Raw genomic sequence first — 17,031 nt, 5'->3', positions numbered from 1 at the left:
ATGTCTAAAATAAATAGTAGGAATAGGCATATTTTATTTATCGAAGGAAGCAATTTGGGCTATGGTAGCGAAAAATCATTGTCTGATTTAATTTTGTCGTTGGATCGCAGCGAATTTCAAGCGAAAATATTTTATTTGTTGCAAACTAAATATACCAAATATCCAATAGTATCGAAGTTTTTGCAAGCGTTCAATTTAGTTAGATTAAGCTTGGTTTTAACATTAGGTAATGTTGATTTGGTGTGTGTAAATCAGGCTGGTGCACACAAATATTGGTCTTTTCTTAGAAGGTTTATGGACCGCGATACATTAATTTTTCTGAGAATTTTGGAGGATATTGAATACTGTAATGACAGGAGAATTTGGCAATCATTTAGAAATAAAACCAAATTCTTAACTAATTCATATTGGATGTATAAAGAAGCTTTAAATACTGGAGGAATATATAATGAAGAAATTATTTTCTGGAAATATGATTATGTAAACGTCAATTTAAATGTGGATATTATCCCGGCCTGTAAATTAAGTGGTAAAGTTGTTTTTATTGGTAGGCTTACTAAAGTAAAGGGAGTAGATTTATTGATTAACTGGATAAAGAACTCCAGGTTTGATCTAGAAGTTCATGTTTATGGTGATGGGGAATATCATTTTAAGGAAGTTTTGACAGAATTAAATGAAGAATATTCTTTCATTAATTATCATGGGTATGTACCAAATGTTGAAAAGAATATTTCAGCTGGAGATATTTTAATAGTACCGAGTAGGATTGAACCAATGGGTAGGATTATAATGGAAGCTTGGTCAAGTAATGCCATACCTTTGGTATATGAGCTTTCAGGAGGCGCCTTTGAGCTAGTACGTGATGCAGGTGCTGGAATTGCGTTCAGTGATTTTTCGAGTGATGGAATCGATAATGCTATAGATTATCTTAAAAGCTTGCCTGAAAAGGATTTATGGCAATTACAGTCAAATGGGAAAGCCTGGTTAGTTAGAAATAATTCACTTAAAGCATACTCTAATTGGTTTCAAACTTGTCTCAAGGTAAATTAACTGTCTTACATGTAGTTGAGGGCTTTGATAAGGGAGCAGTTGAAAATTGGTTGTTAAGAACTTTCCTGTACTCAAAGGAAAAGGAGGACAGTATTAATTGGATTTTCTTGTGTTACGGGAATTCTGATGAAGCCAAATTAAAGCTGTTAAGAGAGAAGGGGGCTACTGTTTGGGAGTCTCCAGTTAAAGTATCTAAGATAATATCGTTTTGGATATTTTTACGGTCAGTTGTTTCAAGGACAAAACCAGATATTGTTCACGCTCACCATGATTATTTATCTGGGTTGTACATGATAGGGTTACTTGGAGCTCCAATAAAAAAAATTGTTCAAGTTCATAATACAGATAGGGATTTACCAATACGGCCTGGGCATAAAAAAAGAATCTCTTTTTGGATTTCAGAGTTCGCTTTAAAGTGTTGCGTAGATGAAATAATTTTTATTTCGAATGTTGTTCGTGATTATTTTTTCGAAAAATCCTTTGTACCCAATTCATATAAAGTGTTGTATTATGGTGTGCAGCAACCTCGCGAAATAAAGGATGCAAAGAAAATTCTTAAAAGTAAATTTGGCGTAAAGAGAGATGAATTTGTAATTCTTTTCGTAGGAAGGCTTAACCCGGTAAAAAACCCAATTAAGTTTCTGCAAATTTTGGCTGTGCTGAAATCTCAAGGAATAAAGTTTAAAGGAATTTTATTGGGTGAGGGCAATCTTAAACCTGAGTTAAAGCGATTAGCTAAAATATTGAATCTTCAAAAAGAATTAATTAATGTAGGATTCACCAGAGAAGTAAGTTTGTTTTACCAGGGAAGTGATATTTTTTTATTTCCGCGAGTTAAACACCCAGTGGAAGGTCTTGGACTTACAGTGGTAGAAGCACAAATGAATGGAGCCCGAGTATTAACTAGTGACGGTGTAAGCCATGAAGTAACTCTTCCAGGAAGTATGATTCGTTTTTTGGATAGTGAATTGCCAAATGAGAATTGGGCTGACCATTTAATTGAGATGCTACATACTACGTTCTCCTACAACATCGAAAATGCGGACTTGGCATCATTTTCTCTATCTCAATCTTTAAAAGCTTATTTAAAAATGTATAATAGTCTGTGAAAGTTTTATATATAGGCCAATATGCACATGGAGAAACGGCTCGAATGAGAGGGGAAATTTTACGAAAGTTGCTGCACCCTGTAAGATGTTTTGAAATTATTGATATAAGCAAGTTATGTCATGCTGAAAATAGATTTTTCAGAACGGTTGGATGGCGCTTTAAGATTGGTCCGTTAATCTGGAATATTAACAAACTAATTTTTGAAAATATAAAGAACAGGTCTTATGACTTGATATGGGTGGATAAGGGTGTATTTTTGAAACCGAAAATTGTTAAGGAGCTTAAGAGTTGTTGTAATTTATTGGTTCATTTTACACCGGATCCAGCCTTTATGTATCATCAATCAAGATTATTTAATAAGAGTGTTAAATTTTATGACTACTTGATCACTACAAAAAGGTTCGAAGTTGATCTTTATAAAAGATATCAAGCAAAAAAAATAATACTAACGACACAGGGTTATGATCGGAATGTACACGTTGTTAGAAAGAATGTATCTAAAGAGGGTATAGTTTTTATTGGTCATTACGAGAGTAATCGAGGCGTTGTAATAAAGAAATTACTGGAGGCTGGATACCCGGTGAAAATTGCAGGAATCAATTGGAGAAGATTTTGTAGGAAGCATAATGTTCCCAATCTTTGTTATTTAGGTCAAGGTGTTTTTGCTGAAGAATACTCAAAGGAAATAGGTAAAGCTCGAATCGCGATGGGCTTTCTGTCCAAAATAATACCTGAGGAGCACACCACTAGAAGTTTTGAGATCCCAGCCTGTGGTACTGTTTTAGCCACTGAAAGAACATCTGAATTATTAGATATCTTTTCTGATAATGAAGTTATTTATTACGATTCAATTGATGAACTAATTAAGAAGTTGAATGATGTTTATGACAATACGGAACGATTAAAGATAATGTCCTATAATGCTTACAATAAATTGAGCGAAGGTAATTACGAATATACTCAGATAATGCAGGGAATATTAAATAAAATCTTATGAAAAACCAAAAAGTAAATTATTGGTTTTTTTATTTATTGCCTTTATTTATTTGGTTTTTGTGGGATGTTGTATGGTTTTATCGAAGTTTTATTGTTATATTCTTTTCGATCTCCATATTTAATGTGTTGAAGGAGCTGAATAAGGGGATTTCAATATTGAATGTTATACTATTGCTCCATACAATTCAATTTTTGATAGGTCCAATGCTCGCGTACTATATGGGGTTTAAGGGTGTATTAGCGATTTATCAGATGCAAATTCCAGAGGTAGAATATTTTTCGTATACATTACCTGCAATGATTGCATTTGCATTGGGAATGGGGTGTTTTAGGAAATCTAATTCTTTTTTGTTGGAAAAAAAAGAAGAATTTAAATTGGAAACATCAATTTTGGATGTATTTCTAATTGTAGGAATAGTTCTACTAAATTTATTCTTTCAAATTTTTGTAATTGAAATTTCATTTTTATTTTATCTAATATTTGCTTGTAAATATGTTTTTTTAATAAAGATCATTTTAAGCAGAAGAAGATTTCCTTTTATGGTTTTTTTTCTTGTATTTGGCTCATCATTATTAAATTCTTTTAAAACAGGCATGTTCCATGATTTGTTGATTTGGTTTATTTTTGTCAGCTTGATTATTGCCTTTAAGTTTCAGTTTACCTTGAAATATAAAATTTTAGGAATTTTAGCTTTTATAGGTGTTGTAATAGTTCTCCAACTTGGAAAACTTGAGTTTCGTAAATCCAATGATTTATCAACGTTTTCTAAAGTTATACTAAATTCGGAGGAGTTTGTTACAGACAATTTACTACGATCTAGTATTACAAGATTTAATCAGGGTTATATATTAACCCATGTTATGAGTAATGTCCCGTCAAATATCCCGTACTCAAATGGTTCCTATATGCTGGATATAGTTGAGGCGGCAATTTTTCCTCGTTTTTTGGCTCCTAATAAGCTTAAGTCAGGTGATCAAGAGGTGTTTACAAAATATAGTGGGTTAATGTTAAATAAAAATACGAGCATGGCATTGGGATCATTGAGTGATGCTTATATAAACTTTGGAATGCTTGGGGGGTATATATTTATGTTTTTCTATGGTAAATTTTTTGGTTTGGTTAATACCTTCTTAGCAACGTGGGGGGATAATAATCAAAATCTAAAACCTTTCGTTTTTTTAGTTTTTTTATTTGCAGTTCGACCTGATTGTGATTTGCAAACCATCCTTGGTCATGTTTTTAAAGTTGTCGTTGTTTTAATTTTTTTGGGAATAGTAAATTCTTTCTCCGAGAGAACTAATGTTATGTCGTCACGCTAAAACTGCTATAATTTGGTTTCTGTGGTTAATCACCTTTTAAATTGGTAATTTTTTCTTCTTTAAATACATTATCGGGCAATGGCGGTATTGAAAAGTTCAACCGTTCTTTAATTTCTGCATTAGATAAACGTTTTATAGTAAGGAGCTTAGCTTTACACGATGCTTCGTTCTCTGAATATCGGGAAAATCACAAAGGATATTCTGGTAGTATTATACATTTTGCCATTAGCTTTTTATGGCAATGTATACGAACGGATAAAATCATTTTAGGGCATTTAAATCTTGCTCCAGTAGCTCTATTGAGTACAATATTTTTTCCGAAGAAGAAATATTTCCTGGTCATACATGGCTTAGAATTATGGCTTCCTTTAAGCTTTTTCAAAAAGCAACTTTTAAAACGTGTGGATAAATGCATTACGGTAAGCTCCTTTAGCTCACAACGACTTCAAAGAATTGGAATACCTAGGGAGAAAATACAAATATTACATAATACAGTGGGGGTTAATGATTACCCCGTTGTCCAGTCGCAAAGCAATTTAGAGCAATGGAAGTCCCATTACACTTCTATCAAAAATTCATTTATCATGCTCACCACCGCGCGCATGAGTTCCAACGAGGGGTATAAGGGATATGATAGGGTTATAAAATCTCTCCCTATCATTTTAAAGAAAATACCTAACATACATTATGTTTTGGTTGGGAAATATGATGAACAAGAAAAGCAACGTCTGGATAACCTTATTAATCAATATCAAGTACAAAATCATGTTACTTTTACCGGTTTCGTTTCTGAAGATGAACTTAGGATATGGATGACACAATCCAACCTTTTTATTATGCCATCAACAATGGAAGGCTTTGGTATTGTTTATATAGAGGCCATGGCTTCTGGGACACCGGTAATTGCTGGGAATAAAGACGGTAGTGTGGATGCGTTAGCTGGTGGTGAACTTGGGATGTTGGTAGATCCAGAAAGTGTAGATGAAATTGCAAATGCTGTTATACATATTCATAATAATTATGAACATGTATTGAAGGGTGAAGCATTACGGGCGGCAGTTATAAGGAAATTTGGATTTGAAGTTTTCTCGAAAAAGGTAGAGGAAATTTTCAGCTAAGGTAGTATGTGTGGAATAGCAGGGGTAATATCTCCCAATCGGGCCAAATTGGAATTTATAGATTCTCTGTGCTCAAAAATGATACACAGGGGGCCTGATGCCATGGGGAAATTTATATCTGATGGGGTCAGTCTTGGTCATACCAGGTTAGCCATAATAGACCTGGATGAGCGTGCTAATCAACCATTCTATAGTAATGACTGTCAAATCGTAGTTGTATATAACGGTGAAATTTACAATTACCAACGGTTAAAAAAACATATTCCATATAACTACAAAACAGAAAGTGATACTGAGGTTATTGTAGCTGCATATCTTCAATACGGTGAAGAATTTGTTAGATATTTAGATGGAATGTTTGCCTTTATCCTCTATGACAAGACGAAAAACTTTATAGTAGGAGCAAGGGATAGGCTTGGTATCAAACCTCTATACTATTCGAAAAGTGAGGACTCCATTTTTTTGGCAAGTGAGTTAAGAGCTCTGCAAACTGTTGGTTTGGGTAAAAAAATTGAAAGTAATGCGTTGCCTCAATATCTACTTTATCAACATAGGTTCGGAAATGATACTATCCTGGAAGGAATAAAGGAACTAGGTCCTGGCCATCAGTTTACTTTCAATTTAAATTCTGATGAGCTGAAAATAAAACCTTATTGGAAATTAGAAAATATTAGAACAATACAGCATAATAAACCTGACGCAATAAAGAATATCAGGGATTTATTATATCAAGCAGTGTCTGATCGCCTAGTTGCGGATGTGCCCTTTGGTGCTTTCCTTTCCGGGGGGATGGATTCCAGCGCTCTTGTGGGGATTATGAGCCAAATTTCCGATTTACCGGTGTCAACTTTCCACATTTCCTTTCAAGAAAAGGGATTTTCTGAGCGTCACTTTGCCGAAGAGATTGCCAAAAAATGGCGGACAAATCATGAAGTCCTTGAGATTACCCCAAATCAATTTTTAGAAAGTATACCGGATGCAATCGATGCCTATGATTATCCTGGGGTTGATGGTATAAACTCCTGGATTATCAGTAAAATCACCAAAGATGCCGGAATAACTATGGCTCTGAGTGGAGCGGGTGGTGACGAATTATTCGGAGGTTATCCAGTATTCAATTACGTGAAAAACTGGAGACAGCACAGGCATCTGAGAGCTGTATTAAGTCCATTTCGGGGCCTAGTCCCGATGTTGCCTAAAAAAAGGTCTAGGGAAAAATTATTCCTTCAAAACATTGGTGCAAGTCCTGAGTATATTCAAAGAATAGTCAGACAAAGATTATCAAAGAATATCCTCGCAGAAGTATTAACCGAACCTTTTGATGGTATAGGAGTATATCCCGAGCAAATTGGAGTGTTAAGTTCAGAGCATTGTTACTCCTGGGTAAGTCAACAGGAGCTGGGTAGTTATATTCCTTCAGTACTACTCAGAGATACTGATCAAATGAGTATGGCTCATGCCTTAGAGGTTAGAGTACCGTTTCTGGATCACAGGTTGGTGGAATATGTACTTGGTTTGCCCGATTCTTATAAAATAGGTAAAGGCAACAAGCCCTTGATGCAGGAAGCTTTGGGTAAAGAAATTTTACCAGATAGTATTGTTCACAGAAGAAAGATGGGATTTACTTTCCCATGGGATTTATGGTTGAAAAATGATTTGAGAGAATACTCTGAAAAATCTCTTTCATTCCTTAAAAATTCAAATCACTTTAAAAAAGAAGGAGTTGAAAAAATTTACAATGGCTTTCTTAAAGGGCATTATTCATACACTGTGGTTCTAAGCTTAGTGATACTCTCAAGATGGATGCAAAAGAATTATGTGCAATAAACCAGCGGTAGTCATCCTTAGTCAATGGTTTGCTCCAGCATATGAAGCTGGAGGTCCTGTAGTATCGCTTTTAAATCTAGTACAAAATATATCCAAAGATGTACCTGTATTTGTTATTGCTGGAAATAAACAACCTTCAGGAAGGTTAATTAATGAAGAGGAGAATTCCTTAAAGGATTTTGAATTAAGAAATGTACATATTGTACGTGGGAGTGGTTTTATCTTTATTCTTAGAAGTATTCTTAAGCTTTGGAATAAGCCTTATCACTTTACCTGGTACTATAATGATATTTTCATGTTAACCTGGTTTATCTTTCCTAGATTTCTTCAAACTTTTAGTAGAAGGTCTGGGGAAAATCAAATTCTGGCAACAAGAGGAATGCTTTTAACAGGTGCTTTAAGTCAGAAAGCCTTGAAAAAGAAGTTGTATCTGTGGTTTTACTCTTTATATCAGTACTGGTTTCCCGTTAGATATCACTTTACAAGTGAAAATGAAAGATTAGCGGCTCAGGTGAGAATCGGCGCTCCCTTTTACTTTGAATTCCCCAATTTAGGACCAAAGGTGGGGCTGCTACCACAAAAGGAAAAGGAAGCAAATAGGTTGCGAATTGGCATTGTTGGAAGAATTCATCCTATAAAAAACCTTTCATGGATTTTTGATGTAATAATGAACTTACCGGAGGAATTACAGGGTAAATTATGTATCTATTTTTTTGGTAATGTGGAGGATGTACTGTATTACCGAAGTTTGCGTGAGAGGGTTGATGAATTCCACAATTTGGATGTAAAATTTCACGGCGGGTTTACACCCATTGAGTTAGAGAAAATATATCAAAAATTCGATGTCCTGTGTTGTCCATCTTTAAGCGAAAATTATGGACAATCTATAGCCCAAGCCCTAGCCTGGGGAATACCTGTAATTGCAAGTGAAAATACTCCTTGGGAAGGTTTAGAAGAAGCCAACGCAGGTTTTACAATTGATCCCTCCAATACCCAAGGGTATGAAGATAGAATAATAAGGTACTTGGAAATTGGAGGTGAGGATTGGGAAAGGCTGCGCTATAATGTAATAAAATTTGCACAATCTAAATTTAATTTTAATGAACAAATCCAGGCTTATCGTGATATGTTTGGTATTTCAGAAAATAATAATCAAGGGAATTTATAATTAATGAAATATATTTTAGGTATCAATGCCTTCCATGGTGATTCTTCAGCTGCCATCTTCAAGGATGGACAATTAATAGCTGCCACTGAAGAGGAACGTATTCTTCGCATTAAGCACTGGGCTGGTATGCCTGCCCAAGCTATTGAATTTTGTTTAAAGGAGGCTGGCGTTACCCTACGTGAGATCGATGCAATATGTGTTTCTCGTGATCCTAGTGTAAACGTAAACAAGAAAATTAAACACCTGCTTAAACATGGATTCCAACTGTCTAATCTATATGATCGTATAAAGAATAGATCTAAAGTAGCGTCTTTCGAAAAACAATTAGCAGATGCAATGGACTGTCCCATAGAGGCTATTCAGGGTAAAGTGCAAAATATAGAGCACCATCGCAGCCACTTAGCATCAGCTTTTTATCCCTCACCTTTTGAGGAAGCTGCACTTATTTCTATAGATGGAATGGGTGATTTTACCTCTACTATGGTGGCTACAGCTAAAGGGAATGATATTCAAGTAATATCAGAAGTGAATTACCCTCATTCTCTCGGTATGTTCTATACCTCCTTTACACAATATTTGGGTTTCCCTCACTATGGAGATGAGTACAAGGTAATGGGGCTAGCTCCCTATGGCAAACCTGAATTTTTGAAGGAACTTGATCCATTTATTCAGTACGATGGTAAATATGGATTTACCCTAAACAAAAAATTCTACCCACATTTTAGCAAGGGAGTGGATATGAATTGGGTTGGAGGTTCTCCAGTCATTGGAAAATTATATTCTAAAAAGTTTGAGGAGGTATTTGGTCCTGCCAGAAAAAAAGATGAGGAATTAACCCAAAAACATAAAAATTTAGCAACCTCGGTTCAAAGAAAGTGCGAGGAAATTATTTTTCAGATATTAACCAGATTACAAAAAGATACCGGCCTAAAAAATCTATGTATATCTGGAGGGGTAGCACAAAACTCCGTAGCCAATGGAAAAATTATTTCGAATACTGGGTTTGATAATGTCTATGTACCCTGTGCAGGCCACGATGCGGGTACCGCAGCAGGTGCAGCTTTATATTATATGCATCAAAATCTAAATATTAAAAGGCGCTGTCCGGATTACAATCCCTACACCGGATATAAAGCAAATGAGGCAGAAATTGAGCAATGTTTGTCCCAAATAGAACAACCCTGGAAAAAAGCTTCCTCGCAAAGCGAATTATTTGATAAGGTGTGTGACTGTCTTGAAAATGGAGGCGTTGTGGGCTGGTATCAGGGTAGAGCAGAGTTTGGTCCAAGAGCATTGGGGCACAGATCTATTCTAGCAGATCCCCGCCGTAACGATGTTAAGGAAATTCTTAACCTCAAAATCAAACGCAGAGAGTCTTTCAGGCCGTTTGCACCCTCCATTTTGAAGGAATATGTGGATGAATATTTTGAGAATGCGGATTTTGTCCCCTTTATGGAAAAGGTGTATCCCATTAGGCCAGAAAAGCATGCAGAAATTCCTGCAGTTACCCACGTCGATGGAACAGGAAGATTGCAATCCGTTGACGGGAACATTGAGCCAAAATATTATGGATTAATCAATCGTTTCAGAGAAAGAACGGGAGTCCCAATTTTGGTTAATACTTCCTTCAATGAGAATGAACCCATTGTGAACAGACCTCAAGAGGCGTTGGATTGCTTTCTCAGAACTAAAATGGATATGTTAGTTCTTGAAGATTATGTAGTTACGAGATGAGAATCCATCTAATTACCGTCTGCTACAATTCTGAGCAGACACTAGGAGATACCATTAAATCGGTAAAATCGCAGCTAGACTGCGATTTTTTATATCACGCGCAGGATGGGCAGTCCAAAGACGGTACAGTCGCTCTGTTGGAGCGGGAGGGCGTTAATTTCGTTTCCGAGCAAGATGCTGGCTTGTACGATGCGCTGAACAAAGCCGTTGCCAACGCAGGTTCCCAGGATATTATTGGTTTTATACATGCGGATGATGTCCTGGCTAGCCCTGATGCCCTTAAAGCTGTGCAAGTGTGTTTTAAAGAGCACCCAAACGCAGATGCGGTCTATGGGGATCTGGAATATTGGAACGAAGACCTCAGCAAAAAAGTCCGCACTTGGAAATCTGGCAAGCAAGCCTCCTTTGCCATCGGTTGGATGCCTCCGCATCCTGCTTTATATATTAAAAAGTCCGTTTTTGATAAGGTCGGTCTTTTTCGATTAGACATGGGTTCCGCAGCCGATTTCGAATGGATGCTACGTGCCATTCACATCCACAAGATTAAATTGCACTACCTCCCTAAAACCCTGGTTAAAATGCGGGTAGGAGGTATGTCCAACGCCAACCTCGCTGCACGCAAATCCGGCCTCAAATACGATCTCAAAGCATGGGAAGTAAACACCGGCAAAAAAAACTATCTCGCCGTCCTCCTCAAAAAACTCCGCAAAATTCCACAGTACTTCTAACCGACCTCCAACCTGCATATTGCACGGAACACGCTGGCTGAGCGCAATCTAAGTTAGCATCAAGAATAAAAACAACCTCCCTTCTTAAAGAGATTTCTCCCTCCACAAGATAGAGGTGTGGTCAGTCGAAATTAAAACCCCATTTCTAGGCTGGTTCTTTCGCCCTTGTTATCTCGATACACCTCTCCTTCGTCGAGGCACTCGATAACCGTTAAAGCCCGCAGCTGTCATCCCGCATTAGGCGAGATCCCATAAGCTCCAACGCGATTCCCCCTTCGATAAATGTCCGTGCGTCCTTTTGGGCATCAGATCAAGATCGAAATGAATCAAAAGAAATCCATAGAAAACCAAAAGATTGACAGGGTCGAAGACCCAAGACCTAGGCTTGGGGAAATCCTTTTAGGTCTTTCTAAGGATTTCTGAAGATGAATGAGAGAGGGATCTGCAGCCCTAGCCTTTTTGTTTACTTTTTTGGTAATGAAAAAAGTAAAGCGAGTAAAATAGAATATTACCTACAATGTTTAATGAGCAATGTTTTGCTCTAACTGGATTTCTCTCTCCTCTTCATTACGGTCGAAATGACAACTTTGTATCATGGCAGCATCCTCCGCCCATGTTATCTCGATACACCCACGCTTGGGGCGTGGCCACTCGATAACCGTGCTAAACCCGCAGCTGTCATCTCGGATTAGGTGGGATCCCATAAGCTCCAACGCGAGTCCTCCCATCGATAATTGTCCGTGCGTCCATCTGGCCATAGATTTCTAAGGAAATAGATGTAGAATAAACATTAGTAAGACCAGGAAGCGATAGCTCGCCTGGCCGCACTTATGTTTACCGAACAGCTATGACTAAAGAAATGTCTAGGCCTAGATTTTTTTGTTTCGTTTTTTCATCGATGGAAATCGAAGATTCATGAATTCCATTAAAATCAATTACCTGATGAATAAAAAATGAAAAAGAATATGAAAGGAATAAGTTATGCCTTGACGGGATTTCTCCTTCCGCTTCGGTGCAGTCGAAATGACAACTTTTTATCCCGGATGAGTCCTCCGCCCATAACCAAAGCTGTCATCTCGAAGGAGCCTCCAAAAATGCCTTGCTCCAGCAACAAAAAAATTGACTGGCGACTGAGAGATCCCGTTAAATACATCGTAAAACGTGGTCCTCGAGTGCTTCGCCCCGATAGGGAAGAAGTATATCGAGAGGACATAGGCAACGCTTTCCTAAATTGAATAGATCCTCGAGTGCCCCGACCGGTAAGCGTCGGGGTGTATCGAGAGGACACAATCCGAGCGTACCCCTTCATCCTTTCATCAATTCATCCTTCATCTCTACCGCCTACCGCCTACCGCCTACCAGCTACGAGCTATGAACTACGAACTACCACCTATAAACTAATCCCCCTAATTCCAACCAATTTTTTCAGAAAAACATTTGTTCAATTAAAAATATTGTATAAATTCATAGTAATAATCAATTTAAAACCTACCACATATGAGGCTCATTCCGCAACATTACTATGTTTACATAGTATCCAATTACAGTAGAACAGTATACCATACGAGCTCCTCGGACAACATGCGCTTATTGGTATATAAATTCAAGAGAAGTATTTATAATTCCGCCTACGAAAGAGGCCAAAAAACCAATCAACTAATGTTTTACGAAAGATTCAACACTCGCAAAGAAGCCGAAGAACGCGTTAAAGAGATCCGTAATTGGGACAGAGAAAAGAAGGAAAAGTTGATCAAAAAGATCAATCCCCAATTGCTCTGTATTAACCGAGTTATTATTTAATGCACTTTAACCGCTTAAAATGTGTTTAAATATTTTGGTCGATTTATTGTTTAATAAAAATATTTAACTATATTTAAGAAACCTACCACAAATCCCGTCAAGGGATAAACCGAAGGCCCAAAGCTACCTACCAGGTTTTGGGCCTTCTTTTTTTAAGTCACTTTGGGTTGGATATTTGTTTCCCCGCACGGTACCTTCCAGCATTGTCCTTTCGGCTAACCCTTTTCATCGCCTTCATCCCTTCATCTATTCATCTCTTTCAGCTTCCCGGCTCCCGGTCCTCGAGTGCTTCGCCCCGATAGGGAAGAAGTGTATCGAGAGGACGTGATCAGAGTGTATACCTTCATCAATTCATCGCCTTCATCTTTTACCTAACCCCTGTCAGCTGCGAGCTAAGAACTATCAACTACAATCTTCGCCCATGTTATCTCGTTACACCCTAGCTTTTCCCCTGGGTACTCGATAACCGCTAAAGCCCGAAGCTGTCATCCCGTATTAGGCGAGATCCCATAAGCTCCAACGCGACTCCTCCTTCGATAATCATTCGTGCGTCCTTTTGGGCATCAGATCAAGATCGAAATGAATCAAAAGAAATCCATAGAAAACCAAAAGATTGACAGGGTCGAAGACCCAAGACCGCGGCTTGGGGAAATCCTTTTAGGTCTTTCTAAGGATTTCTGAAGATTAATGAGAGAGGGATCTGCAGCCCTAGCCTTTTTGTTTACTTTTTTGGTAATGAAAAAAGTAAAATGAGAAAAACCAAAGATTACAGAAATGGATTTGGGCAACGCGTCTCCCAATCGAGATTTCTCTCTTCACTTCGTTCCGTTCGAAATGACAACTTTGTGGCATGGCTAAATCCTCCGCACATGTTATCTCGATACACCCACGCTTGGGCGTGGCCACTCGATAACCGTCTAAAACCCACAGCTGTCATTTCGAAAGAGTCTCTCAACATTCAGGCTCAAGAAATTATATTGTTCGGACGACTGAGAAATCCCGTTAATACCACCGCGACTTCCACCTTCGATAACCTCTAGGTTTACCGAAACTCGGTCCTCGAGTGCCCCGACCAGTAAACCCTCGGGGTGTATCGAGAGGCCACGATCCGACCGTTCCTCTTCATCCCCTCATCAATTCATCCTTCATCTCTACCACCTACGAGCTACTAGCTACCAGCTACCACCTAACCCCTACGAACTAACTCCTTCGCCTCCTGATACTCCCTAACAATCCTCTTTACAACTTCGCCAGCGGGTAAAACATCCTTGACCAAAGAAATAATCTGACCAATTTCCAACTCCCCCTCTTCCAAATTACCATCAAACATGCCCAGTTTTGCTCTTCCTTTTCCCAGTAATGTTGCTAGATCTTCTTTACTTGCTCCCCTTTGTTCAAGCTTTTGAACCTCCTCGAAAAACTTATTTGGTGCCAATCGAACAGGATTTAATGGCTTTAGAGACAATTTGGTGGCTCCAGATGGAAGATTACACAGGTAATTTTTGTAATTCGGATGACAGGAAGCTTCAATGGTGGGAACAAATACCGATCCCATTTGAACCCCACTTGCACCCAAAACCTGAGCAGCTAAGAGGCTCCTTCCAGTGCCAAATCCTCCAGCGGCGAAATAAGGAATATCAAGATTGCCCTGCAGTTCTTGGAGTAGGACTAGGGAGGTAGTTTCGTCCCTTCCATTATGGCCCCCGGCCTCAAAACCTTCGGCAATAACCGCATCTACTTCAGCATCCTGAGCTTTAAGCGCTAGTTGGAGACTAGGTACGACATGAAAAACCTTTATACCATTTTCTTTAAAGATGGATGTAAATTTTTTTGGGGATCCTGCGGAGCATATTACTATTGGTACCCGATGTTTTATTATTAGCTGAACTTGCTCCTCAATTTTTGAATAAAAAAGTGGAAGATTGACAGCAAAGGGTAAGTCCCCAATTGCAGTTTTGATTTTTGTCAGGTGAATATCTAACACTTCGGGAGACATGGATCCTGCACCTATACAACCAAGAATTCCAGCTTTAGAACACGCCAGTGCTAGTTTCCAGCCGGATACCCATACCATTCCCGCTTGAATTATCGGATATTTAGTTCCACTTATCGATTGATGTAAATTCTCCATGAAATTTATATCAGAATAATTTCGTTTGGAGCGAAAATACTTTATTTTGGCGCCAACAACCCAATGAATCAAAGCTTCATTAGCATGAAACAATTCTTTACCCGTCTACTAATTTTCTCTCTTATTATCTGTGGAGTAGGGGAGTTGAAAGCCCAAAACTACCGTCTTGAAGCGGGAGTTCGTTTGGGTGGTGCTAATTATCTTGGAGATATAGGTGGGAAGTTCCTTCCTCGTAGGGATTTTGTAGCCGATATTAAATTGAAAACTACGGGGTTATCTGCCGGAGCATTCGCAAGATATGCGTTAACTCCAGGTATTAACATTAATCTGAGTTATCAATTTGGTCGTATCAGTGGAGCGGATAGCTTAAGTACTAATCCTGGAAGAATGGGACGTAACCTTAGTTTTACAAATGACATTATGGAGATGGGTGCTGTAATGGAGTTTGAGTTTTATGAGAATTATAACGTCGGGAGAAACCGTCAGTATAGAGTGGATTTCACCTCCTTTGTATTTATTGGAGTTGGATATTTTACGCACAATCCAAAGACTGAGATTGATGAGGAAATTAATGGTCAAACATTTTCAGGAACGATTGAGTTAGCACCTTTACAAACTGAAGGGGTGGCATACGAATTATCTGGTTTAGCATTAAATACTGGTATTGGTATGTACTGGACTGTGGATAGAAATTTCAGAATTGGAGCTAGATTGGGTGTAAGAACTACGCAAACGGATTATTTAGATGACGTTTCTACCAAATACAAGGATCCTAAAACATTCCCTGAAACGCCTCAGGGCCAACTTGCAGCTGCGGTAGCAAATAGATCTGATGAATTAGAGAATTCTCCGTACAATCCAACGGCTGGTAGTATCAGAGGTAATCCAGATTATGACGATTCTTATGTATTCGCAACCCTAGATCTGTCCTATGTATTTAGAGGTAAGGGAGGGAAGTTCAGAAGAAACTTCCACAATGGATACAGAAGGTCTGGTGGAAAAAGAACCCGAACATCTCGTTTCTTCTCTTTCTAGTTTAGAATTTAGTTCTTCAAAATATTTAAAGCCCAGCATTCGCTGGGTTTTTTTGTTGGTAAAACTATATACCCTCAAGCTTTAGTTGTTTTTCTTGTAAGAGGAATTATTACCTTAATTGTTTAAACCAGCGCTGTCATCCCGCCTAATGCGGGAGCCCGTCAATCCCACCGCGACTCCCCCCTTCGATAAACTCTAGGTTTCCCTAAACTCGGTCCTCGAGTGCCCCGACCAGTAAAGCGTCGGGGTGTATCGAGAGGACCTGAGCAATGCTCTTATCAACGAAATTTCCCCTCCCTTCTACGAGCTAAGTACAAAGAGCTAATCCCTCCGCCAATGTTATCTCGATACACCCACGCTTGGGCGTGGCCACTCGATAACCGTCTAAAACCCGCAGCTGTTATTTCGAAAGAGTCTCCTAACTTCCAAACTTCGGAAACAACATCGTCCGGAGGACTGAGAAATCCCGTAAGTTACACAGCGATACCTGGTCCTCGAGTGCTTCGCCCCGATAGGGAAGAAGTGTATCGAGAGGAGGTGATCAGAGCGTACAACTTCATCAATTCATCGCCTTCATCCTCTACCTAATCGCAAACAGCTACCAGCTACGAGCTAATTCCTTCGCCCTTGTTATCTCGATACACCCACGATTGGGGCGTGGGCACTCGATAACCGTGCTAAACCCGCAGCTGTCATTTCGAAAGAGTCTCCTAACTTCCAAACTTCGGAAACAACATCGTCCGGAGGACTGAGAAATCCCGTAAGTTACACAGCGATACCTGGTCCTCGAGTGCTTCGCCCCGATAGGGAAGAAGTATATCGAGAGGAGGTGATCAGAGCATATAACTTCATCAATTCATCGCCTTCATCCTCTACCTAATCGCAAACAGCTACCAGCTACGAGCTAATTCCTTCGCCCATGTTATCTCGATACACCCACTCTTGGGGCGTGGCCACTCGATAACCGAGTTAAACCGGTAGCAGTCATCCCGAACTTGTATGGATCCTAATAGC

The 17,031-nt window shown here is 38.8% G+C and carries 15 protein-coding genes; 13 read left to right on the top strand and 2 right to left on the bottom strand.

What is annotated here, in order from left to right; all coding sequences use genetic code 11:
• Genes FRX97_RS05195 through FRX97_RS05155 form a run of 9 tightly spaced genes read left to right on the top strand, consistent with a single transcriptional unit; the run spans position 1 to position 11,051 of the window.
• Entirely contained in the window at positions 1-1,050 is a 1,050-nt protein-coding gene (locus FRX97_RS05195) for a glycosyltransferase family 4 protein (protein WP_147014122.1), read from the top strand.
• Positions 1,032-2,159, top strand: a complete 1,128-nt coding sequence (locus FRX97_RS05190; RefSeq protein ID WP_170227030.1) for a glycosyltransferase — start codon at positions 1,032-1,034, stop codon at positions 2,157-2,159. The genes FRX97_RS05195 and FRX97_RS05190 overlap by 19 nt, the downstream gene beginning before the upstream one ends.
• Positions 2,156-3,157, top strand: a complete 1,002-nt coding sequence (locus FRX97_RS05185) for a CgeB family protein (RefSeq protein ID WP_147014117.1) — start codon at positions 2,156-2,158, stop codon at positions 3,155-3,157. The genes FRX97_RS05190 and FRX97_RS05185 overlap by 4 nt, the downstream gene beginning before the upstream one ends.
• Positions 3,154-4,476, top strand: coding sequence for a hypothetical protein (locus FRX97_RS05180; RefSeq protein ID WP_147014116.1), 1,323 nt, complete (start codon positions 3,154-3,156; stop codon positions 4,474-4,476). Before FRX97_RS05185 ends, FRX97_RS05180 begins: the two co-directional genes overlap by 4 nt.
• A gap of 41 nt (positions 4,477-4,517) precedes the next feature.
• Positions 4,518-5,594 carry a glycosyltransferase family 4 protein gene (locus FRX97_RS05175; RefSeq protein ID WP_147014113.1) on the top strand — a complete coding sequence of 359 codons (1,077 nt, stop codon included), beginning with the start codon at positions 4,518-4,520 and terminating at the stop codon, positions 5,592-5,594.
• 6 nt (positions 5,595-5,600) lie between these two features.
• Positions 5,601-7,421 carry an asparagine synthase (glutamine-hydrolyzing) gene (asnB, locus tag FRX97_RS05170; protein WP_147014111.1) on the top strand — a complete coding sequence of 607 codons (1,821 nt, stop codon included), beginning with the start codon at positions 5,601-5,603 and terminating at the stop codon, positions 7,419-7,421.
• Positions 7,411-8,589: a glycosyltransferase gene (locus FRX97_RS05165; protein ID WP_147014109.1), complete on the top strand. Its 1,179-nt coding sequence runs from the start codon at positions 7,411-7,413 to the stop codon at positions 8,587-8,589. Before asnB ends, FRX97_RS05165 begins: the two co-directional genes overlap by 11 nt.
• Before the next feature lie 3 nt (positions 8,590-8,592).
• Positions 8,593-10,323, top strand: coding sequence for a carbamoyltransferase family protein (locus FRX97_RS05160; protein WP_147014107.1), 1,731 nt, complete (start codon positions 8,593-8,595; stop codon positions 10,321-10,323).
• Entirely contained in the window at positions 10,320-11,051 is a 732-nt protein-coding gene (locus tag FRX97_RS05155) for a glycosyltransferase family 2 protein (RefSeq protein WP_147014105.1), read from the top strand. Before FRX97_RS05160 ends, FRX97_RS05155 begins: the two co-directional genes overlap by 4 nt.
• A gap of 521 nt (positions 11,052-11,572) precedes the next feature.
• On the opposite strand, the gene FRX97_RS05150 is transcribed toward FRX97_RS05155, so the two are convergent.
• Complete coding sequence (locus tag FRX97_RS05150; protein ID WP_147014103.1) at positions 11,573-11,809, bottom strand: hypothetical protein; 237 nt, start codon at positions 11,807-11,809, stop codon at positions 11,573-11,575.
• Between the two features lie 739 nt (positions 11,810-12,548).
• Here FRX97_RS05150 and FRX97_RS05145 point away from each other — a divergent pair.
• A complete protein-coding gene (locus FRX97_RS05145; RefSeq protein ID WP_147014101.1) occupies positions 12,549-12,851 on the top strand; it encodes a GIY-YIG nuclease family protein in 303 nt (100 codons plus the stop codon).
• 749 nt (positions 12,852-13,600) lie between these two features.
• Entirely contained in the window at positions 13,601-13,891 is a 291-nt protein-coding gene (locus FRX97_RS05140; protein ID WP_147014099.1) for a hypothetical protein, read from the top strand.
• A 146-nt stretch (positions 13,892-14,037) separates the two neighbouring features.
• Here FRX97_RS05140 and FRX97_RS05135 read toward each other — a convergent pair whose 3' ends face one another.
• The gene (locus FRX97_RS05135; protein WP_147014097.1) at positions 14,038-14,982 is read right to left on the bottom strand and encodes an NAD(P)H-dependent flavin oxidoreductase; all 945 of its coding nucleotides are present in this window, start codon (positions 14,980-14,982) and stop codon (positions 14,038-14,040) included.
• A gap of 84 nt (positions 14,983-15,066) precedes the next feature.
• Here FRX97_RS05135 and FRX97_RS05130 point away from each other — a divergent pair, with 84 nt between their 5' ends.
• Positions 15,067-16,017: a DUF6089 family protein gene (locus FRX97_RS05130; protein WP_147014095.1), complete on the top strand. Its 951-nt coding sequence runs from the start codon at positions 15,067-15,069 to the stop codon at positions 16,015-16,017.
• Positions 16,018-16,353: 336 nt separating this feature from the next.
• Complete coding sequence (locus FRX97_RS05125; protein ID WP_147014093.1) at positions 16,354-16,605, top strand: hypothetical protein; 252 nt, start codon at positions 16,354-16,356, stop codon at positions 16,603-16,605.
• Positions 16,606-17,031 lie beyond the last annotated feature (426 nt).

It is taken from the genome of Luteibaculum oceani (genome assembly GCF_007995015.1).
GTDB classification, from domain to species: Bacteria; Bacteroidota; Bacteroidia; order Flavobacteriales_D; family Luteibaculaceae; genus Luteibaculum; species Luteibaculum oceani.
This window is presented reverse-complemented; position numbering and strand designations above follow the sequence as displayed.